This is a genomic window from Lysobacter sp. N42 (assembly GCF_004344885.1).
The window spans coordinates 24,753-45,566 of the sequence record NZ_SKFB01000027.1 but is presented as its reverse complement, the minus strand read 5'-3'; the positions used below and the strand labels follow the sequence as shown (position 1 = coordinate 45,566).

Sequence of the window (20,814 nt, the reverse complement as noted above, 5' to 3'; positions counted from 1 at the left end):
CACGCGCGCCGCCGCGGCGCGGGTGGTCGACGCCGTCCTGCATCACGGCCGCTCCCTGCGCGCCGAACTCGGCCCGGCGCTGGCGGGGATCGCCGATCCCCGCGACCGCGCGCTCGTGGAGGCGATGGTGTTTGCCGTGCTGCGTGCGCCCGCGCGTCCGGCGACGGCGCTGGAGGCCTGGATGCCGCGCGCATTGCCGCGCCGCGACTCGCGCGTGCGCGCGCTGCTGATGGTGGGCCTGGCGCAGCTGGACCCGCTGGGCCTGCCCGCGCATGCGGCGGTCGCCGCCACGGTCGACGCCGCGCGCGCGCTCGATGCGCCGCATCACGCCAGGCTGGTCAATGCGCTTCTGCGGCGTGCAGTGCGCGAGGGCCTGCCGGAGACCGACCCCGGCGCGCACTGGCCGCCGTGGCTGCGCACGCGCCTGGCCGCCGACTGGCCCGGCGAGGCCGACGCGATCGTCGCCGCGCACGCGCAGCCGCCGCCGCTGTGGCTGCGCGTCAATCGCCTGCGCGGCACGCGCGAGGCGTATCGGCAGCGCCTGTCGGAGGCGGGGCTCGAGGCCCATGCCGACCTCGATGCACCCGATGCCCTGCGCCTGGACACGCCCGTGCCGGTGGCCACGCTGCCGGGCTTCCCCGAGGGCGACGTCTCGGTGCAGGACGCCTCCGCGCAGGCCGTGGCCGACGCGCTCGCCCCGCCGCCGGCCGCGCGCATCCTCGATGCCTGCGCCGCGCCGGGCGGCAAGGCCGCGCACCTGCTCGAGCGTGACGCCGGCGCGCACGTCACCGCGCTGGACATCGATCCCGCGCGCCTGGCGCAGGTGGACGCCTCGCTGCGCCGCCTGCGGCTGCGCGAACGGGCGGAACTGCACGCCGCCGACGCCGCGGACCTCGATGCCTGGTGGGACGGCACGCGCTTTGACGCCGTGCTGCTCGATGCGCCGTGCTCGGCCACCGGCATCGTGCGCCGGCAGCCGGACGTCGTGCTGCATCGTCGCGAATCCGACCTCGTCGCGCTCGTCGCCCTGCAGGCGCGCCTGCTCGACGCGCTGTGGACGACGCTCGCGCCGGGCGGGGTGCTCGTCTACGCCACCTGCTCGGTGCTGCGCGAGGAGAACGAGCGCCAGGTCGATGCCTTTCTCCTGCGCACGCCGGACGCGGTCGCCGAGCCGCTGGATGCGCGCTTCGGCCGCGAAAGCGGAGCCGGCCGCCAGGTGCTGCCCGGCGAGCGCGGGCGCGACGGGTTCTTCTACGCGCGGCTGCGCAAGGCGTAGCGGCCAGGCGCGGCGCGCCATCGCACGCGGGACACGGGCTGCCGCGACGCGACGGCGTGCGACCGCAAGGCCGCCTGCATTGCGTGTCCCTCCGGGTGTGGCACCCACGGCTGCCCGCGGCGTCGACGCCGGGCCTGGGCCGTCGGGCGCGTCGCTATCATCGCGCGATGCTTCCCACCGCACCGTCCCGCGAGCGCTGGCTGTTCTGGCTCGTCGCCGTCCTCGTGCTGGCCACCGGCCTGGGCCTGCGTGATCCCTGGCCCGCCGACGAGCCGCGCTTCGCGCTGGTGGCGAGGCAGATGGTCGAAAGCGGGCAGTGGCTTTTCCCGATGCGCGGCGACGAGCTGTACTCGGACAAGCCGCCGCTCTTCATGTGGCTGCAGGCCATCGCCATCGCGCTCACCGGCCACCTGCGCGTGGGCTTCCTGCTGCCCTCGCTGCTGGCATCGCTGGGCACGCTGTGGCTGGTGCGCGACCTCGGCACGCGGCTGTTCTCGCGCGAGGCCGGCGCGCACGCGGGCTGGGCGCTGCTGTTCGCCGTGCAGTTCACCTTCCAGGCGCGGCGGGCGCAGATCGATCCGGTGCTCGTCTTCTTCGTCACGCTCTCGGCCTATGGCCTGCTGCGCCACGTGCTGCGCGGGCCGGACTGGCGCCTGTGGATGCTGGGCTGGTTCGCCGCCGGGCTGGGCGTGATCAGCAAGGGCGTGGGCGTGATCGCGCTGCTGGTGCTGGTGCCGGCGGGCGTCGCGATCGTGCGTGGCTGGCCGGGCGCGGGCGGCATGCACTGGCGCGACGCGCGCGCCTGGCTCGGCCCCGTCGCGCTGTTCGTGCCGGTGCTGGCCTGGCTCGTGCCCATGCTGCTCGCGGTGCGCGCCAGCGCCGATCCGGCCCTGCAGGCCTATGCCGACGACATCCTGCTGCGGCAGACCGCCAAGCGCTATGCCGACCCCTGGCACCACCACCAGCCGGCCTGGTACTTCCTCGAAGTCATCGCCACGCAGTGGCTGCCGACGTCGCTGGCACTGCTCTGGGCCTGGCGGCCCTGGCGCGATGCGCTGCGCGCCCGTGACGCCCGCCTGCTCGTGCTGCTCGGCAGCGTGGTGCTGATCGTGCTGTTCTTCAGCCTGAGCGCGGGCAAGCGCGAGGTCTACATCCTGCCCGCGCTGCCGCTGCTGTGCCTCGCACTGGGCCCGTGGCTGCCGGCGATCCTCGAGCGGCGCAGCGCGCGCGCGCTGGCTTTGGGCTTGGCCGCGCTGCTGGCCGGCGCGTGCCTGCTGGCCGGCGCGCTGCTGTTGCTGGGCGAGCCGGGCTTCGAGCGCCGCCTGGCCGAGGCGCGCGGGCTCGCGGACGCCGATGCGCTGGGCGCGCTCCTGCTGGCGATCGGAAGCGGTGGCGCCGGCCTGCTGGCGCTATGCGGGCCGCGCCGCGGTGTCGCCGCGCTCGCAGGCACCCTCGCGACGTTCTGGGTGCTGGTCGGACTGGTCGGCGCGCCGTTGCTCAACGACGCCAGCTCCGCGCGTGGGCTGATGCAGCGCGTCGGCCGGCACCTGCCGCCGGGCGACGAACTCGCGCTGGTCGCCTGGAAGGAACAGCTCGCGCTCATGGCCGACCGCCCTGTGCGCACGTTCGGCTTCCGCCGCGAGCCGGCATCGCAGTGGCGCGACGCACTGGCCTGGCAGGCGGCCGATCCGGCGCGGCGCTGGATCCTGGTGGAGGACGTGGCCATGCCCGCCTGCGTCGATCGCCGCCTGGCGCTGGACATGGGGCGCAGCAACCGCCGCGGCTGGTGGCTGCTGCCGGCGCGGGCGGTGCGCTGCGGACCGGCGGCCGCTCTCCGCTAGACTGGCGACCGCCGCCTCAACGCACCGGTCGACCGCATGGACGAGACCCCCTGGCTGAGCCTGCTGCTGCCGGTCTACAACGTCGATGGCTACGTCGAGGACTGCGTGTCCTCGATCCTCGCCCAAGAGGCCGCGGGCATCGAGATCCTCCTGCTCGACGATGCCTCCACCGACAGCTCCGCGCAGGCCATCGAGCGCTGCGTGGCCGCCGATCCCGGTCGGGTGCGCGCGTTCCGTCATCCGCACAACCGTGGCCTGTCGGCTGCGCGCAACACGCTGCTGGAGCAGGCGCGCGGTCGCCATGTCTGGTTCGTCGACTCCGACGACCTGGTCCTGCCCGGCGCGCTCGCCGCGTTGCGCGCCGTGATCGATGCCGGCCAGCCGGACCTGGTGCTCTGCGATTTCGCGGTCGTGCGCGAACGGTTCGGCCTCAAGCACCGGCTGCGCGGCGAGCTGCACCGCCGCACCTTCCGCGGGCCGGCGGGGCGCGTGCTCGACGATCGCTCGACGCTGGTCGAAGGCCTGCTGCTCGGCGGTCAGCTGCACACGTGGTCGAAGATCGCGCGGCGCGAGGTCTGGGCCGCGGCACCCTTTCCCGAGGGGCGCTACTACGAGGACATCGCGGTGATAGCGCCGCTGGTGGCGGCCACCCGCAGCTGGACCTACCTGCCGCGTCCGATGGTGGGCTACCGCCAGCGCGAGGGCAGCATCATGCGCACCGTCGCGCCGGGGCGGCACCTGCACCTGCAGCGCTCGATCGCCGAGCTGCACGACGGGCTGATGGCGATGCGCGCGCAGCTCACGCCCGCCGCACTGTTCGCGATCGACTACTTCTGCCTGCGCACGTACGCGTCCACCGCGCGTCGGCTGGTTCGCGCGCGCGACGCCGCCGCCGGCACGCACGAGGACTGGCGCCAGGGCCTGCTCGGGCTGTTCCCGGGCGGCGTGGACGGCGTGATCAACGGCTGCCGTCGGCGCGGATGGCCATTGCGCGCCTGGCGCGCGCGCTACTACCTGCGCCGCGCCGGCTGGACCGGGGCGTGACCGCGGCCCCGCGGCCGCGCGTCCTGCATTTCGTCACCGGCGGGTTCTCCGGCGGCGCCACGCAGGTGGCGATCGCGCTGGTCAATGCCGCACGCGAGGGCGGGCGCATGGAGCCGCTGCTGGTGCTGCGCCGCAAGCGGCGCACCGATCCGGCGCGCATCGACGAGCTGCGCGCGGCCGGCGTGCCATTGGAAGTCGTTCCGGGCTGGTCGCATGCGGCGACCATCTTCGCGCTCGCGCGCCTGTGCCGGCGCTGGAAGCCCGACGTGCTGGTGGCGCACGGCTTCTCCGAACATCTCTGGGGGCGCTACGCCGGCCTGCTCGCGCGCGTGCCCGCGCTGGTGCACGTGGAGCACAACACGCGCGAGCGCTACACGCGCTGGCGTCTCGCGCAGACGCGCTGGCTGTCGCGGCGCACCGCGCGCGTCGTCGGCTGCTCGGAGGGCGTGCGGCAGGTGCTGCTCGACATGGGCATGCCGGCCGCGCGCACGATCGCCATCTCCAACGGCATCCGCACCGCGCCCTTCGCGGACGCGCCGCTGCACCCGCTGGCCGGGCGCGAGGCCGGCATCGTCATGGTGGCGCGCCTGTCGCGGCAGAAGGACCACGCCACCCTGCTGCACGCGCTCGCGCTGCTGCGCGAGCGTGGCCTGACGCCACCGCTGCTGCTGGCCGGCGCGGGCAAGTCCATGCATCGTCGGCCGCTGGAGCGGCTGGTCGAGCAGCTCGGCCTGCAGGCGCAGGTGCGCTTCCTCGGCCTGCACCGCGACGTGCCCGGCCTGCTGCTGCGTCATCGCATCGGCGTGCTGAGCACGCATTACGAAGGCATGCCGCTGGCGCTGATCGAGGCCATGGCCGCCGGCTGCGCGGTGGTCGGCACTGCGGTGCCGGGCGTGCGGGAAGTGATCCGCGACGGCGAGGACGGCCTGCTGGTGCCGGAGAACGATGCGCACGCCCTGGCCGACGCGCTCGAGCGCCTGCTGCGCGACGACGCCCTCGCCGCGCGCCTGGGCGCGGCCGCGCATGCCCGCGCGACCACGCACTTCAGCCGCGAGCGCATGAACGCCGACTACGAACGCCTGCTGCTCGACGTCGCGGCCGAGGCCGCGGGCCCGACCTCAGCCGCGTAGCGGACGCCGCGCGATCTCGGCCGCCAGCAGCGCGTGCAGCGCCTGCGCCTTCGCGAGCGGAAGGAAGGGAATGCGCAGCGGCGGCGAGCCCATCGCGCCGCCGGCGGTATCGAGCAGCAGCGAAGCGGTGCCGCAGTGGCGGTCCAGCGGCGAGCGCTGCAGCGCGAGCACGTGCACCTTGGCGATCTCGGCGAAGCGCCAGCGACGCGACCACCAGCCGTCGCGCACCGCCACCAGCACGTCGTTGCGCGCATGCGCCGCCGCGGCGATGCGTCGCCGCGCGAGCCAGGCCGCCCAGGGCAGCCAGAGCAGCGCCAGCAGCCCCGGCGGGCCGAAGCGCACCGTCAGCACGACGCTGGCGAGCGTTGCGAAGGCGACGTCCGACAGCATCAGGCGCCACCACGCGCCGCGCGGAAAGGGGATCCAGTCCAGCGTCGACCAGCCCCCGCGCGGCAGCAGGTGCTCGACCAGCGCATCGCAGGCGGCCGGCGTCGCCACCGGCGCGAGCTCGTGGACGGGCCGCTGGCCCGAGGACGGGTCGGCGCCGGTGGCGATGTCGACCTGCAGCGTGCGTCGGCGGAACAGGCGATGCAGCACGCCCTCGCGCAGCGTCCAGGCCTGGATGCGCCGGCGCGGCACGCTGGTGCGCCAGCGCGCGGCCAGCCCGCGCTCGACGGTGAGGCGGCGGCCCTGCTCGGTCAGCGTGAAGTCCCAGCACTGCAGCAGCGCCAGCGCGACCGACAGCAGGCGCAGCGCCAGGGCGGCCAGCCCGAGCAATGCGAGCGCCGCGACGACGTAGTCGGTGCGGTCGAAGCCGTGGGCGCCGCCGTAGCCGACAAGCCGCTCGCCGGCCGCGCTCATCATGCTCTGCATGAAGCCCGGCCCCTTGTCCTGCGGCCCGACCTGCATGAGGCCGGCGAAACCGGCCGCGACCACGACCAGCCCGCGGTTGGAGATCAGGCCCAGCCGTACGACCTCGCCGGGCGGCAGGTGGAGCAGGCGCTGCGGCTCGGGCACGGCGTCCACGGCGTCGATGCCGGCGGCGCCGGGCGCAGGCTGGCCGCGGCGGCGCACCAGGGCTTCGAGCGCCAGTGCATCGTCGAGCGCGAGCACGCGCATCTCGGCCTCGGGCCGCTTGCCGCCGGCCGATTCGAGCTTGACCTCGGCCACGCGGAACAGGCGGTGCAGCAGCGACTGCTGCAGGGCCACGTTGTGGATGCGCGCGAACGGGATGATGCGCGCACTGCGCTCCAGCAGCCCGCTGCGCACCACGATGCGGTCGTCCTGCACCGCGTAGCGGTAGGTGAAGTAGCGCCAGATGGAAGTGACGACCAGCACGCCGACGCCGATCAGCGGCCAGAGCTCGTTGCGGTCGCCCTGGCCGAAGAAGACCAGCGCGATCAGCGGCAGGATGAACTGCTTGAGCTGCTGCAGCAGCACGAACAGCCAGGACATCGGGTGCAGCCGGCGCTCGGCCGTGCCCGTGCCGGGCAGCGCGGCGGGATCAGTCGTCGACATCGTGGATCTGCCGCGAGAGCGTGTCGCGCAGGCGTTCGGCATCGCCCGCGTCCAGGTGCGGCACGGTGACCGTGGACAGGCGCGTGCCGGCGGTGTGCACCACCAGCGTGGCGAGGTCGCGCCCGCGCTGCAGCGGGCCGCGGCGGATGTCGAGGTGCTGCACGCGCGAGGCGGGTACGCGCGTCTCGCTCTGCCAGAGCGTGCCGCGGCGCACCGCCAGCCCCTCGCCGTCCAGCCGCCAGGCGAAGCAGGCGTGCTGGCGCGCGCCCCGCCAGGCACCGAAGGCCAGCGCGGCCAGCAGTGCCGCCGCGCCCGCGGCCATCCCCGGCAGGAGGTCGGTGGCGGTGGCGAGGATCGCCGCCGCCGGCACCGCCGGCAGGCCGAGCGAGGCCGTGCCCAGCATCATCAGCGCGCGCGCGCGGCGGGGCAGCGGCTGCCAGCCGGCCTCGGGCGGCATGGGGGCGGGCGGGGCGCCGTCCAGCGCGTCGGTCTGCATGCGGGATCCTTCAGTAGCAGTCGGGCCAGTAGGGATTCTGCCCGTCGGGCTGGATGGAGAAGCGCTTGTACGTCCACTGGTACTGCGCCGGGTCGCGGCGCGCCACGTGCTCCACGGCGCGGTTGAGCGCGGTGGCCGCGGCCACCGGGTCGGCGTCGGCCACGCCCTCCGGCGCGGGCTCCACGTGCAGGGCGAAGCGCGGGCCGGTGGGGGTATCGGCGATGCGCTCGCACCAGGCCACCAGCACGGTCGCGCCGGTGCGCGCGGCCAGCCGGCCGAGCAGGCTCATGGTGAGCGCGGGGCGGCCGAAGAACGGGGCGAAGTCGCCGTCGCCCTGCTTGGGCTGCTGGTCGGGCAGGATGCCGACCACCCCGCCGCGCTGCAGCCACTTGAGCAGCTGCCGCACGCCGGCGGCCTCGGCGCGGATCTGCGTGACGCGCCCGGCCCGGTCCTGCGTGGCGCGCACGCGGTTGAGGAAGGCATCGCCGACTTTCGATTCCGGTGGCGCGTAGAGGATCGCGATGTCGGTGCGCGAGGCCAGCCACTGGTTGAGGAGCTCCCAGTTGCCGTGGTGGGGCGCGGCGACGATGACCCCGCGCCCGGCCGCGATCGCCTCGTCGAGCCGCCCGGCGCCGATCACCTCGTCGATCGCCGCGAGGTTCTCCGACGAGGGCCGCGTCCACAGCCGCAGGGTTTCCAGGGTCTGCCGCGCGGCGCTGCGCAGGATGGCGCGTAGGGTCTCGTCGCGCTCGGCGGGGAGCAGGTCGGGGTAGGCCAGCTCGAGGTTGCGGCGCGCCACGCGGGCCATGCGCCCGTTGCGGCGCAGTGCGCGCGCGGCCAGCAGGTCGGCGATGGCACGCAGCCAGGGCCAGGGCAGCCGCGTGGCGACGGCGGCGAGCATCACGAGCAGGCGGGCGAGCAGGGCGTGCATCGCGGCAGTCTAGCCGCAGGGCTCTGCTAGGCTCGCCGACATGCCCTGCGCCCGCCGTCCATGCTCGCCCTGATCCAGCGCGTCACGACCGCGCGGGTCGACGTGGCCGGCGAAACCGTGGGCGCGATCGGCCCCGGCCTGCTGGCCCTGGTGGGCATCGAGCCGGCGGACGGCGAGCCCCAGGTGGCGCGCATGGCGCAGCGCCTGCTGGGCTACCGCGTGTTCGACGACGGCCAGGGGCGGATGAACCTCTCCCTGGCGCAGACCGGCGGCGGGCTGCTGCTGGTCAGCCAGTTCACCCTGGCCGCGGACACGTCGAGCGGCATGCGCGCCGGCTTCCAGACCGCGGCGCCGCCGGAGCGGGCTGAACCGCTTTTCAACCGCCTCGTCGAGGCCTGCCGCGCGGCGCATCCGGCGGTGGAAACGGGCCGTTTCGGCGCCCATATGGTGGTCAGCCTGGCCAACGACGGCCCGGTGACCTTCCTGCTGCGGGCCTGACCCGCCCGGCCCCCGCCCGGTCGCGACCGGCCGTGAGAGGGTCGCTGGTATAATAGAAGGTTCCCTTGATCCCCTTTTACCGGTGGCATAGCCCATGGCCAACGAACGTCAGACCCAGGTGTCGGACATCAAGCAACTCATCAGCAAGGGTCTGGAGCAGGGCTACCTCACCTATGCCGAGGTGAACGACCACCTGCCCGACGACGTCGTCGATCCCGAACAGATCGAAGACATCATCGGCATGATCAACGGCATGGGCATCCAGGTGCACGAGATCGCGCCGGATGCCGAGACCCTGCTGCTGGCCGGCGAGGCCAGCGGCAACCGCGAGGTCGACGAGACCGCCGCGGAGGAAGCCGCCGCCGCCCTGACCTCCCTCGACACCGAGGGTGGCCGCACCACCGACCCGGTGCGCATGTACATGCGCGAGATGGGCACGGTGGAGCTGCTCACCCGCGAGGGCGAGATCGCGATCGCCAAGCGCATCGAGGAGGGCCTGTCGCAGGTCCAGGCCTCGCTCGCCTCCTTCCCGGGCACGATCGCGCAGATCCTGGCCGACTACGAACTGCACAAGGCCGGCAAGAAGCGCCTGGCTGAAGTGGTGGTCGGCTTCAACGACCTCGTCGAGGAAGCCCCGCCGGAAGTGCCGGTGGTGGACGTCGACGCCGTGGCCGACGAGGAGGACGAGGAGGTCGAGGGCGAGGACGACGTCGCCGAGGAGGCCGGCCCGACCGGCCCGGATCCGGCCGAGGTCGCCAACCGTATGGGCGCGCTGGGCGAGCTCTACGCCAAGTTCGAGAAGAGCCACGCCAAGAACGGCCCCGACCACAAGATCACCAAGAAGCTGCGCGAGGAGATGGCGGAGATCTTCGTCACCCTCAAGCTGCCGCTGAACCTCACCGACGCGCTGGTGCGCAACCTGCGCGAGTCGGTGGCCAAGGTGAAGGAGCACGAGCGCCGCATCCTCGACCTGTCCGTGCGCGTGGCCAAGATGCCGCGCAAGGACTTCATCCGCGCCTGGGAAGGCAACCAGACCAACCTGGAGTGGGTGGACGAGCTGCTCAAGCGCAAGCAGAAGTGGTCCTCGGGCCTGCGCGAGGTCAAGGACCGCATCGTCTTCGAGCAGCAGGCCACGATCGACGAAGAGCAGCGCATGAAGATCACGCTGGCCGATCTCAAGGAGATCAGCCGCGCGATGGCCTACGGCGAGGCGAAGGCGCGCAAGGCGAAGAAGGAGATGGTCGAGGCCAACCTGCGCCTGGTGATCTCCATCGCCAAGAAGTACACCAACCGTGGCCTGCAGTTCCTCGACCTCATCCAGGAAGGCAACATCGGCCTGATGAAGGCGGTCGACAAGTTCGAGTACCGCCGCGGCTACAAGTTCTCGACCTACGCCACGTGGTGGATCCGCCAGGCCATCACGCGCTCGATCGCCGACCAGGCGCGCACCATCCGCATCCCGGTGCACATGATCGAGACGATCAACAAGCTCAACCGCATCTCCCGCCAGATGCTCCAGCAGTACGGCCGCGAGCCGACGCCGGAGGAGCTGGCCAAGGAGATGGACATGCCGGAGGACAAGATCCGGAAGGTCATGAAGATCGCCAAGGAGCCCATCTCGATGGAGACTCCGATCGGCGACGACGAGGACTCGCACCTCGGCGACTTCATCGAGGACACGAACGTGATGTCCCCGATCGACGCGACCACCGACATCAACCTCTCGGAGACGGTGCGCGACGTGCTCGCCAGCCTCACCCCGCGCGAGGCCAAGGTGCTGCGCATGCGCTTCGGCATCGACATGAACACCGACCACACGCTGGAAGAGGTCGGCAAGCAGTTCGACGTCACCCGCGAGCGCATCCGCCAGATCGAGGCCAAGGCGCTGCGCAAGCTGCGCCATCCCTCGCGCAGCGAGCAGCTGCGCTCGTTCCTCGACATCGACTGAGCGCCCGCGCCCTCGCGCAACGCACGGGCCCGCCTTCATGGCGGGCCCGTCGTTTGTGCAGTCGCTACAATCGCCCCGCTGCGGGCCTATAGCTCAACGGTTAGAGCAGGGGACTCATAATCCCTTGGTTCCAGGTTCGAATCCTGGTGGGCCCAGGCCGCTCCGCGGCGATGCGCTCCTGCATCGGGGGCGCGCCCCATGGCGGCGGTGCGCCGCCCGGGCGATCCGGTGGCATCGTCGCGACGCGGGCGGCGATGCCCGGGAGGGAATGCAGGCGCGTGCGGGGTTAGGCTCTGGCATGACCCCCCGCCGGGATTGCCGTGGCCCTGTCGCAAGCCGCCAAGCCGGACTGTCCGTCCGCACACCCAGGGCCGCTGCCGCGGCGGCTTGCCGGCCACGGACCGGCTTTCGCGCAGGCGCTGCGATGAAACCACGCGTGCTCTGCCTCAACGCCGGCTCGTCGAGCCTCAAGTTCGCGCTGTTCGAGGGCAGCCTGCAGCTGCTGAAAGGCAGTGTCGCGGGCCTGCCCGATGCCCCCCGCCTGGTCCGCGACGACGCGCGCGGGGCCGTCGAGCCGGCGCTGCTGCAGGGCCCGATGGAGGCGCGTGCCGCCGCGGACGTGGTGCTGGCCTGCCTGGCCGACGAGGGGCTGCTCGATACGCTCGATGCCGTCGCCCATCGCATCGTCCATGGCGGCGAGCGCTTCACCGGGGCCGCGCGCCTGGACGCCGCGGTCCTCGATGCGTTGCAGGCGCTGGCGCCGCTGGCGCCGCTGCACCAGCCCGCCAGCCTCGACATCGCCCGCACCACCGCCGCGCGCCTGCCGCGGGTGGCGCAGGTGGGCTGCTTCGACACCGCCTTCCACGCCACGCGGCCACGGCTCGACCGGATGTATGCGCTGCCGCGCGCGCTCACGCGCTCGGGGGTGATCGGCTACGGCTTTCATGGGCTCTCGTATGCGCACATCGCGCGCGAGCTTCGCCGCATCGACCAGGCGCGCGCGGGCGGACGCGCGGTGGTGGCGCACCTGGGCAGCGGCGCCAGCCTGTGCGCGATGCACGAAGGCCGCAGCGTCGCCACCACCATGGGGTTCTCCGCGCTCGACGGCCTGCCGATGGCCACGCGCTGCGGTGCGATCGACCCGGGCGTGCTGCTGCACCTCATGCAGGCCCGCGGCTTCGACGCCGGCGCTCTGGCCAGGCTGCTGCATCGCGAATCCGGGCTGCTCGGCGTCTCGGGGCTGTCGGGCGACATGCGCGTGCTGCTTGCCAGCGACGATCCGGCCGCGCGCGAGGCGGTCGACCTGTTCGTCTACCGCAGCGGCCAGGCGATCGCCGCCATGGCCGCGACGCTCGGCGGCCTGGATACGCTGGTGTTCACCGCCGGCGTCGGCGAGCACGCGCCCGCGATACGCGAACGCATCGGTATCGCCAGCGCGTGGATGGGCGTGGCAATCGATGGCGAGCGCAATGCGCGGGGCGATGCGCTGATCTCGTCGCCGCGCTCGGCGGTCGGCGTGCGCGTTATCGCGGCCGACGAGGAGCGTGAGATGGCGCTCGAAACCCGTGCGCTGCTGTCAGGCCCGGGTGCCTGAAGGCTGCGGGCCGACCCGGCTACGGCGCCAGAACAGGCGCAGCCGCAGCTGCTTCTCGATCTCGATGACCACGAGGAACAGGGCGCCCAGCGCGAGCACGCGCGCACCGTCCTGCAGGGGAACGGCGACGGTGCCGAACACGCGCTGCAGCGCCGGCAGGTAGGTGATCGCCAGCTGCGCGGCGGTCACCGCGACCACCGTCAGCCACACCACCCGCGTGCCGCGCACCGCGCGCCAGGTCAGGGACGTGCCGTGGATGTTGCGCACGTAGAACAGGTGCGCGATCTCCAGCACCACCAGCATGTTCAGTGCGAGCGTGCGCGCGAGCTCGACCCGGTGCCCGCGCGCGAGCGCATCGTGGAAGACCCAGGACACGATCGCCAGGAACAGCGTCGCCGCCAGCAGGATGTGCCAGGCCAGTTCGGCGCTCACCAGCGGTGCGTCGCGTGCCCGCGGCGGCCGGCGCATGCTGCCCGGCTCGGTGGGCTCGAAGGCCAGTGCCAACCCCAGCGTGATCGCGGTGACGAGGTTGACCCAGAGGATCTGCACCGGCGTGACCGGCAGCGCCCAGCCCGCCAGCAGCGCGAAGACGATGGTCATGGCCTCGCCCGCGTTGGTGGGCAGCGTCCAGCTCACGACCTTGCGGATGTTGTCGTAGACGGTGCGGCCTTCGCGCACGGCGGCGGCGATGGTGGCGAAGTTGTCGTCGGCCAGCACGAGGTCGGCGGCCTCCTTCGCGGCCTCGCTGCCCTTGCGGCCCATCGCGATGCCGACGTCGGCGCGCTTGAGGGCCGGCGCGTCGTTGACGCCGTCGCCCGTCATCGCGACGGTCAGGCCATGCGCCTGCAGGGCGCCCACCAGGCGCAGCTTGTGTTCGGGGCTGGTGCGCGCGAACACGTGGCAGTCGAGCACGGCCCGGGCCAGGGCATCGTCATCGAGCGCGTCGAGGTCCTGCCCGGTGAGCACCGGGCCATCGGGCAGCCCGACCCGGTGGCCGATCGCCGCGGCGGTCCGCGCGTGGTCGCCGGTGATCATCTTCACCTGGATGCCGGCACGCCGGCACTCCTCGACGGCCGCCACGGCTTCCTCGCGCGGCGGGTCGATCAGGCCGACCAGCCCGAGCAGCACCAGCCCGCCATCCACGTCGGCATGTGCAAGCGCCGCGTCCGCGGCCTGGTGGTGCCGGGTGGCGATGGCGAGCACCCGCTGGCCGTCCCCGGCGATGGCATCGGCCTGCGCGTGCCACCACGCGGCGTCCAGCGGCAGGTCGCCGTTCGCGCCGCGTTGCCATGCGCACATGGCCAGAACCCGCTCGGGTGCGCCCTTGACGAACACGTGCCGCTGCGCGGCCTCGCCGGCATCGTCGGCGTGCAGCGTGGCCATGTAGCGGTGGCGCGCGTCGAAGGGCAGGGTGTGCAGGCGCGGCCAATGGCCGTCATGCCCGACGCGGGCGGCGAAGGCCAGCAGCGCGCCCTCCATCGGGTCGCCCTCCACGCACCAGTCGCCCTCGCGCTCGCACAGGGCCGCGTCGTTGCACAGGGCGGCCGCGCGCGCGAGCTCGCGCAGCACCGGCTGGCCGGCAGGATCGACGTCGCGGTCGCCATCGAGCAGCGTGCCCGCCGGGCCATAGCCCAGGCCCTCCACGCGATAGCGCGCGTCCGCGGTGAGGGCGGTCGCCACCGCCATCTCGTTGCGGGTGAGGGTGCCGGTCTTGTCGGTGCAGATCACCGAGACCGCGCCCACCGTCTCGATCGCCGGCAGCCGCCGCACGATGGCATTGCGCCGCGCCATCGCCTGCACGCCGATCGCCAGCGCGATCGTCAACACCGCCGGCAGGCCTTCCGGGATGGCCGCGACGGACAAGCCCACGACCGCCATGAACATGGTGGGGAAGGGCTCGCCACGCGCCAGGACGCCATAGGCGAGCAGTACGCCGGCGGCCAGCAGGATCAGGCCGGTGAGCCAGCGCGCGAATCGGTCCATCTGCCGCAGCAGCGGCGTCTGCAGCTGCTCCACGCCCGCGAGCAGGCCGCTGATGCGCCCCACCTCGGTGGCCGCGCCGGTGGCCACGACCACGCCCGTGGCCTGGCCCGCGGCGACCAGCGTGCCGCCGAACGCCATGCCGCTGCGATCGCCCAGCGGCGCATCGGCGGCCACCGCGGCGACGTCCTTTTCCACCGGCACCGACTCGCCGGTCAGCACCGCTTCCTGGATCGCCAGCCCGAACGCCGCGAGCAGGCGCAGGTCGGCGGGCACCCGGTCGCCCGCCTCCAGCAGCACGACGTCGCCCGGCACCAGATCGCCGGCGTCCACCGTGCAACGCTGCCCGTCGCGCAGCACGTGCGCCTGCGGCGCGAGCATGGCGCGGATGGCGTCCATCGCGCGCTCGGCCTTGCCTTCCTGCAGGAAGCCGACGATCGCATTGGCGACCACGACCGCGAGGATCACGCCGGTGTCGATCCAGTGCCCCAGCAGCGCGGTCACCGCCGCCGAGCCGATCAGCACGTAGATCAGCACGTTGTGGAACTGCAGTGCGAAGCGCCGCAGCGGGCCGCGCCGTGGCGCCTCGGGAAGCCGGTTGGGGCCGTGCCGTGCGCGCCGCGCGCGGGCTTGCGCCGCGTCCAGGCCAGCCGGCGTGGTCTCCAGGCGCTGCAGCACGTCGCCGACAGGGCAGGCGTGCCAGGGCACCGGTGGCGTGTCGGCTGGGCCGGGGGCTGTCGGTCGCATGCGTCCTGGTCCTCAGGCCCGGCCCAGGATCGCGGCCGGATCCCCGGCAGCGTCCACCGCGGCGAGCTCCGCGGGAGTCAGCAGGGCCTCGCGCGGCAGTGCCAGTACGCGTGCGGCCGCATCCAGCGCATGCGCCCAGGTGCAGCGGTTGGCGAACATCAGGCCGTCGACGTCGAGCGTGCCGCCCCGGTTGATGTAGCCCAGCGCGACCGTGCGCGCCGGGCCTTCGTCGATACGCCGCAGCGCGCCCAGCAGCGGTTCGGGCCGCGTATGCACGAGCAGCACGCGCGGCAGCCCCGGCGGGAAGTGCGCGGCGACGGTGGCGTCATCGTGCACGTAAGACGCCTCGCCCGCGTCGCGGGGCGTGCGGAAGCGGGCGGGTTCGGCCAGAACGGTAAGCAGCGCATCGACGCCGCGCTCCGTCAGCCGCGCGTGCGCCCGCTGCATCGCATGCAGCTGGTAGGTGCCGAGCGCGACCAGCTGCACCCGCGCGCGGCGCGCGTCGCCGGCCAGGTGCGCAGCGCCCTCGCGCGACAGCCGGCGCGCGCCGGCGGCATTGAGCACGTGCGGCACGGGCCGCTTGGGCACGACCATCGCGACGATGCGCCCGTGGCTGCCGTAGACCTGCGCGAGCGCGGCGGCGGCGGCATTGGCATCCGGGGGGAAGACCACGCCCGCCACGTCGGCCATCTCGCCGAGCATCGCCTCGGCCAGCGCGGGATCCTGGTGCGACTGCTCGTTCTTCGCGTTCTCCCACGTATGCGACGTCAGCACGACCGGCACGCCGAGCCATCCGGGCGGCCGACCCGCCTCGCGCAGGTGTCGCGCGAAGATGAGCTCCTGCCGAATGGCGCCCAGCATCTTCGGGGCGAATGCCTCGTAGGTGACCACGAGGTTGAGCCCGCCCTTGTTGGCCAGTGCGGCGCAGACCACGGCCTCCTCGTTGAGCGCGGTGATCACGCCGCCGGTGACGCTCTCGGCGACGCCCGGCTCGGGCACGTGCACGCGGTGCATGAGCCGATCGAGCGTGCGGTCGAGCCGGTTGCTGCGCAGCTCGTCGGGATTGCCCACGCGCGGACGCAGCTGCGGGTTGGCGTCGACGATCGCCACGAACTGCTCGTCGAGCGCCTGCATCGGCGAGGCCTCGCCGCCCGGGGGGCGCTCGGCGGCCGGCGGTACCTGCGGAAGGGGGACGTCGCGCGTGGCGAGCGGATGGTCGCGTTCCAGCGGGCGGCCGTCGTCGGCATGCGTCGCGAGTGCGGCCACCGCTTCGGCAAGCTCGGCCGGCGGCACGTGCAGCGCCGCGCAGCCGGCATTGAACTGCGCGCGGGCGTCGGCGTCGAAGGCCGGGTTTCCCGCCAGCGGCAGGTTGTGCGCGGCATTGGTGCCGGCGCCGGGAAAGCCGTAGCCCTTGACGGTGCTGGCGATGCCGTACGGCAGAGGCGGCGGCCCACCGTCGGCGGCGGCGCGCTGCAGGCGCTCCTCCATCGCATGGATGCCCCAGGCGATCGACGCGGGATCGCGGCCGTCGAGGTCGATCGGATCGAAGCCGTTGAGCCGGAGGTGCGCGTCGAGCCAGCGCCCGCCGCCCTGCTGGTCGATCTGGCAGCGCTGCTCGATGCGGCGGCCGTTGAGGATCATGATGGGTGCCACCAGCCCGCAGTCCTGCGCACGCCACCAGCGCGGTGCCCAGTCGCCTCCGCGCTGCTCCTCGAAGGCGCCGTCGCTCAGGAAGGCGACCAGCCGCTCGCCCGGCAACGGCGCATGCACGTACTGCAGCTCGGCGAACCCCAGGTAGCCGCCCTCCAGCACCCCGCCCGCGGTGTGCTCGTTGACGTGCGAGCCCAGCGGCGAGGCCGGCGTCCCGTCGGGCCGCACGTCATAGCGGTAGAAGTCGGACACGAAGCGAGACAGGCCGGCGTCGTCGACGCCGTAGCGTTCGGCGTGCGCGGCATGCAGGTTGCTCACCAGCAGGTTCAGCGCGTCCACCGCGGCCACGCAATGGCCCTGGCCCATCATCCACGCACGCGTGCGCCCGTCGAGCGCGTTCGCGAGCAGGTAACCGGCGTATGCGGGAACCATGTTGAGCGCGCCCCCGGTATGGCCCTCGGGCGTGCGCTTGAAGTCCGCGGCATCGAGCGGCGCCCCGTCGGTGCGCACGCGGCGTGCGTACGTCATGTGGACGACGAGCCACAGCCCCGCGCTGGCAAGGCGGTCCGCAGCCGCCAGCCGCGTGTAGCCGGTGGCCGCATCGGGCAGCCGGCCGGCGGTCACGAGCGATTGGATCCAGGCATGCACGCGAAGCTGGGTGAGCGACGCATGGCGGATCACGCCATGGCCCGCCGCCCAGCGGGCGAACGCCGGATCGGCATCGCGCAGCCCTGCCGCCTCGGCCTCGATGCGCGTGATGTCGTGGGTCGACACGGTTTCGTAGGCCACTGTCCAGGCTCCCGCGAAGGCTTCGTGCAGCGTAGCGCCGCACCGGTTGCCGGCAGGTGGCGACCGCGTCGCCTGAACCGGGCAGGCATGGGCCGGGCCGGCCGTGCGGCCGCCGCGCGGCAAGGCGGTAAAGTACACCGGTGCGACCGGTAGCCTTCCTCCTGCGGCTTGTGCTGTGCCTGGCCTTCCTCGCGAACGGCGCGGCATCGGCTGCCGGGTTCGCGCATGCCGCGGCCGGTGCCATGTCACCCGTCATGGAAGGCTGCCACGATGCCGACCGGGCGCTGTCTGCGCCCGGCACGGACCGCAACGAAGCCGCCGCGGACGAGGATGGCGCGCCGGCCCTGCCCGGTTGCTGCAGCGCGGATGCCTGTGCCTGCGGCTGCGTGCCGCAAGCGGCCGTCCGGCCGCCGGTGGCCGCCCCGCTGGCCGGATGCGCGCCTGGATGCGGTCCTGCGGCGGTCGGCGCGGAGGCCTGGCCCTCGCCGCGCCTGCCCCACCGGCTGCGACCTCCCATCGGCTGAGGCTGTGCCGTGTCCGTGGACGCCCGCCGTCCGCGCCCGCCATCGCCCACCCCGGAGCCTTCCATGTCATCCCGCTTCTCCCGCGCCCCGCATCCCGGCGTGGCCCTCCCCTCGCGGCGCCGCTTCGTGCAGGGCCTGGCCGCCGGCGGCGCCGTCGCCGCACTCGGCCTGCCTTCCCTCGCCCAGCCCCGCCGCGGCGACGCACCGGTGCTGCGTGGCACCGACTTCGACCTGGTGATCGGCGAGACGCCGGTGAACTTCACCGGGCGCGTACGGCCGGCCGTCACCGTCAACGGCAGCCTTCCCGCACCGACCCTTCGCTGGAAGGAAGGCACCACCGTGGAGCTGCGCGTGCGCAATGCACTGCCGCGCGGGTCGATCCACGGCGACCAGGCGTCGATCCACTGGCATGGCATCCTGCTGCCCGCGAACATGGACGGCGTGCCGGGCATCTCGTTCGACGGCATCGCACGCGGGGAGACGTACCGCTACCGCTTCGACGTCGTGCAGTCCGGCACCTACTGGTACCACTCGCACTCGGCCTTCCAGGAACAGGCCGGCCTCTACGGCGCGCTCATCGTCGACCCTGCCGGCAGCGAGCCCTTCGCCTACGACCGCGAGCACGTCGTGCTGCTCAGCGACTGGACCGACCTCGATCCGGCGCGGTTGTTCGCCCGGCTCAAGAAGATGTCGGACCACGACAACCTCTACAAGCGCACCGTCGCCGATTTCATGCGCGATGCGCAGCGCCACGGCCTCGCCGCGACGCTCGCCGACCGGAAGATGTGGGGGCAGATGCGGATGACGCCGACCGACCTGTCCGACGTCAACGCGAACACCTACACCTACCTGATGAACGGGACGACCACGCCCGGCAACTGGACGGGCCTGTTCCGTACCGGCGAGAAGGTGCGGCTGCGCTTCATCAACGGCTCGGCCATGACGTACTTCGACGTGCGCATCCCGGGGCTGAAGATGACGGTGGTCGCGGCCGATGGGCTGCCCGTGCATCCGGTCACCGTGGACGAGTTCCGCATCGCCACTGCGGAGACGTTCGACGTCATCGTCGAGCCCAGCGGGCAGGACGCGTTCGCGATCTTCGCGCAGGACTCGGGCCGCACCGGTTACGTCTCGGGGACGCTGGCCGTGCGCGAGGGTCTGCGCGCGCCCGTTCCGCCGCTGGACCCGCGGCCCATCCTCACCATGCGCGACATGGCGATGGACCACGGCGCGCACGGCGGCCACGGGGCGATGGAGCACGTGCCGGCCTCGGGGTCGAACGCGCACGCGGGGCATGACATGGCGCCCGCGGACCATGCCGCGCACGGCGACATCGGCAGCGCCGGCATGGACCACGCCGGCATGGGCCATGGCACGCAGGCGGCGGCGGCCGATCCGCATGCGCGCCACGCCACGGCCGGCGCGGCCCACGGCGCACCGGCGGCCATGCAGGCGCATCCGGCGAGCGAGCGTGGCAATCCGCTGGTGGAAAGCCAGGCCATGACGCCCGCCTCGCGCCTGGACGATCCCGGCAACGGCATGGGCACGGACGGTCGCAAGGCCCTGAGCTACTCGATGCTGCGCAGCCTGTTCGCCGACCCGGACGGCCGCGAGCCGGGCCGCACGCTGGAGATGCACCTCACCGGGCACATGGAGAAGTTCGCCTGGTCCTTCGACGGTATCAAGCATTCGGGCTCGGGCCCGATCCGCCTGAAATACGGTGAGCGCATGCGCATCACGCTGGTCAACGACACGATGATGTCCCACCCCATCCACCTGCACGGGATGTGGAGCGACCTCGAGGACGACGAGGGCAACTTCCAGGTGCGCAAGCACACGATCGACATGCCGCCCGGCAGCAAGCGCAGTTACCGCGTGCGCGCCGATGCGCTCGGACGCTGGGCCTTCCACTGCCACCTGCTCTACCACATGGAGTCGGGAATGATGCGCGACGTGGAGGTGCACGAATGAGCGCGCGCCTGCTGTTGCTTCCGATCGCGCTGATGGCCGTTCCGGCGTTCGCGCAGCACGCCGCGCATGGCGCCGATGCCGGCGCAGGGGCGGTGCACGCACAGCCTTCGCCTGCCGGCGCGGCAGCCCAGTGCGCGCAGCACTCCGCACCGGCCGGCGCGGCCCATCCCGGGCATGCAGCCTGCCCGCGCATGGCGCGGCACGGATCCGCGCACGGCGCGCACGCGCACGATCCAGCGGCCCATCCGGGACCAGGCGCCGCCGGCGTTTGCGCGCAGCATGCCGGGCATCGCACGGAGAGCGCCGAGCGGCATTCCCATGCGCATGGCGCCGCCCATGCCGATGCGTCCGGCGACGGGCAGGCCGCCCATCATGCGCACGGCCCCGGCGCGCAGGCACCGCATGCCGCGCACGCCGGCCACTGCCCGCACCATGACGCGGATGAAAACGCGGATGCGGATGCGCATCCTCACGCCTCGCACGCCTCGCACGCCTCGCACGCCTCGCACGCGAGTCACGGTGGTCACGCCGATCAAGCCGATCACACCTCGCACGTGGGTCGCGCCGATCACGCCTCGCACGCCTCGCACGCGAGTCACGCGAGTCACGAGGGTCACGCCGATCACGCCCCGCACGCGGATCACGCCGATCACGCGGATCACGCCGATAACGCCGATCACGCCGCGCATGGTCCGCACGCGGAGCACGGCGCCCATGCGCATGCCGTCGGCCCCGTGCATCCCGGCCACCCGGGCCACGCGCACCACACCGGAAGCGGCGCGGAGCATGCGCCCGCACACGCCGGGACGTCGGGGCATGACGGCGCCGTTTCGCCGCAGGCGGGCCAGGGCGGTCATGCCGGGCATGCCGCAGGTGG

General features: G+C 73.3%; 15 protein-coding genes and 1 tRNA gene. 10 read left to right on the top strand and 6 right to left on the bottom strand.

The window, feature by feature from the left end; all coding sequences use genetic code 11:
• The 4 genes from rsmB to EYQ95_RS20470 all read left to right on the top strand — a co-directional run.
• Nucleotides 1–1,276 (top strand): 16S rRNA (cytosine(967)-C(5))-methyltransferase RsmB (rsmB, locus tag EYQ95_RS20485; protein WP_132329963.1); only part of this gene is annotated, 1,276 nt, incomplete at its 5' end.
• Between the two features lie 167 nt (nt 1,277–1,443).
• On the top strand, nt 1,444–3,117 hold the full coding sequence (locus tag EYQ95_RS20480; protein ID WP_132329961.1) for a glycosyltransferase family 39 protein: 1,674 nt from the start codon (nt 1,444–1,446) through the stop codon (nt 3,115–3,117).
• Between the two features lie 36 nt (nt 3,118–3,153).
• The gene (locus EYQ95_RS20475) at nt 3,154–4,161 is read left to right on the top strand and encodes a glycosyltransferase family 2 protein (protein ID WP_132329959.1); all 1,008 of its coding nucleotides are present in this window, start codon (nt 3,154–3,156) and stop codon (nt 4,159–4,161) included.
• The gene (locus EYQ95_RS20470; RefSeq protein WP_207916562.1) at nt 4,158–5,291 is read left to right on the top strand and encodes a glycosyltransferase; all 1,134 of its coding nucleotides are present in this window, start codon (nt 4,158–4,160) and stop codon (nt 5,289–5,291) included. Before EYQ95_RS20475 ends, EYQ95_RS20470 begins: the two co-directional genes overlap by 4 nt.
• On the opposite strand, the gene EYQ95_RS20465 is transcribed toward EYQ95_RS20470, so the two are convergent.
• From EYQ95_RS20465 to EYQ95_RS20455, 3 genes are read right to left on the bottom strand one after another with little or no spacing between them, the layout of a single operon-like run.
• On the bottom strand, nt 5,280–6,809 hold the full coding sequence (locus EYQ95_RS20465; protein ID WP_132329955.1) for a PH domain-containing protein: 1,530 nt from the start codon (nt 6,807–6,809) through the stop codon (nt 5,280–5,282). The genes EYQ95_RS20470 and EYQ95_RS20465 overlap by 12 nt on opposite strands.
• Nucleotides 6,796–7,305, bottom strand: a complete 510-nt coding sequence (locus EYQ95_RS20460) for a PH domain-containing protein (RefSeq protein ID WP_243700011.1) — start codon at nt 7,303–7,305, stop codon at nt 6,796–6,798. Before EYQ95_RS20460 ends, EYQ95_RS20465 begins: the two co-directional genes overlap by 14 nt.
• A gap of 10 nt (nt 7,306–7,315) precedes the next feature.
• Nucleotides 7,316–8,236, bottom strand: coding sequence for a lauroyl acyltransferase (locus EYQ95_RS20455; protein WP_132329953.1), 921 nt, complete (start codon nt 8,234–8,236; stop codon nt 7,316–7,318).
• A gap of 60 nt (nt 8,237–8,296) precedes the next feature.
• Between EYQ95_RS20455 and dtd the strand changes: the two genes are divergently transcribed.
• From dtd to EYQ95_RS20435, 4 genes are all read left to right on the top strand, one after another.
• Complete coding sequence (gene dtd / locus EYQ95_RS20450) at nt 8,297–8,734, top strand: D-aminoacyl-tRNA deacylase (RefSeq protein ID WP_132329951.1); 438 nt, start codon at nt 8,297–8,299, stop codon at nt 8,732–8,734.
• Nucleotides 8,735–8,828: 94 nt separating this feature from the next.
• The gene (gene rpoD, locus EYQ95_RS20445) at nt 8,829–10,682 is read left to right on the top strand and encodes an RNA polymerase sigma factor RpoD (protein WP_132329949.1); all 1,854 of its coding nucleotides are present in this window, start codon (nt 8,829–8,831) and stop codon (nt 10,680–10,682) included.
• Nucleotides 10,683–10,764: 82 nt separating this feature from the next.
• Nucleotides 10,765–10,837: transfer RNA gene (locus tag EYQ95_RS20440), tRNA-Ile, on the top strand.
• Nucleotides 10,838–11,106: 269 nt separating this feature from the next.
• Nucleotides 11,107–12,276 carry an acetate/propionate family kinase gene (locus EYQ95_RS20435; RefSeq protein ID WP_132329947.1) on the top strand — a complete coding sequence of 390 codons (1,170 nt, stop codon included), beginning with the start codon at nt 11,107–11,109 and terminating at the stop codon, nt 12,274–12,276.
• On the opposite strand, the gene EYQ95_RS20430 is transcribed toward EYQ95_RS20435, so the two are convergent.
• Both EYQ95_RS20430 and EYQ95_RS20425 read right to left on the bottom strand, forming a co-directional pair.
• A complete protein-coding gene (locus EYQ95_RS20430) occupies nt 12,259–15,003 on the bottom strand; it encodes an HAD-IC family P-type ATPase (RefSeq protein WP_132329945.1) in 2,745 nt (914 codons plus the stop codon). The genes EYQ95_RS20435 and EYQ95_RS20430 overlap by 18 nt on opposite strands.
• A gap of 12 nt (nt 15,004–15,015) precedes the next feature.
• On the bottom strand, nt 15,016–17,403 hold the full coding sequence (locus tag EYQ95_RS20425) for a xylulose 5-phosphate 3-epimerase (protein ID WP_243700013.1): 2,388 nt from the start codon (nt 17,401–17,403) through the stop codon (nt 15,016–15,018).
• A 179-nt stretch (nt 17,404–17,582) separates the two neighbouring features.
• Here EYQ95_RS20425 and EYQ95_RS20420 point away from each other — a divergent pair, with 179 nt between their 5' ends.
• Nucleotides 17,583–17,966, top strand: a complete 384-nt coding sequence (locus tag EYQ95_RS20420) for a CopL family metal-binding regulatory protein (RefSeq protein WP_132329940.1) — start codon at nt 17,583–17,585, stop codon at nt 17,964–17,966.
• Between the two features lie 63 nt (nt 17,967–18,029).
• Nucleotides 18,030–19,937 carry a copper resistance system multicopper oxidase gene (locus EYQ95_RS20415; RefSeq protein WP_132329938.1) on the top strand — a complete coding sequence of 636 codons (1,908 nt, stop codon included), beginning with the start codon at nt 18,030–18,032 and terminating at the stop codon, nt 19,935–19,937.
• Here the strand turns inward: EYQ95_RS20415 and EYQ95_RS20410 are convergent.
• On the bottom strand, nt 19,889–20,794 hold the full coding sequence (locus tag EYQ95_RS20410) for a hypothetical protein (protein WP_132329936.1): 906 nt from the start codon (nt 20,792–20,794) through the stop codon (nt 19,889–19,891). The genes EYQ95_RS20415 and EYQ95_RS20410 overlap by 49 nt on opposite strands.
• Nucleotides 20,795–20,814 lie beyond the last annotated feature (20 nt).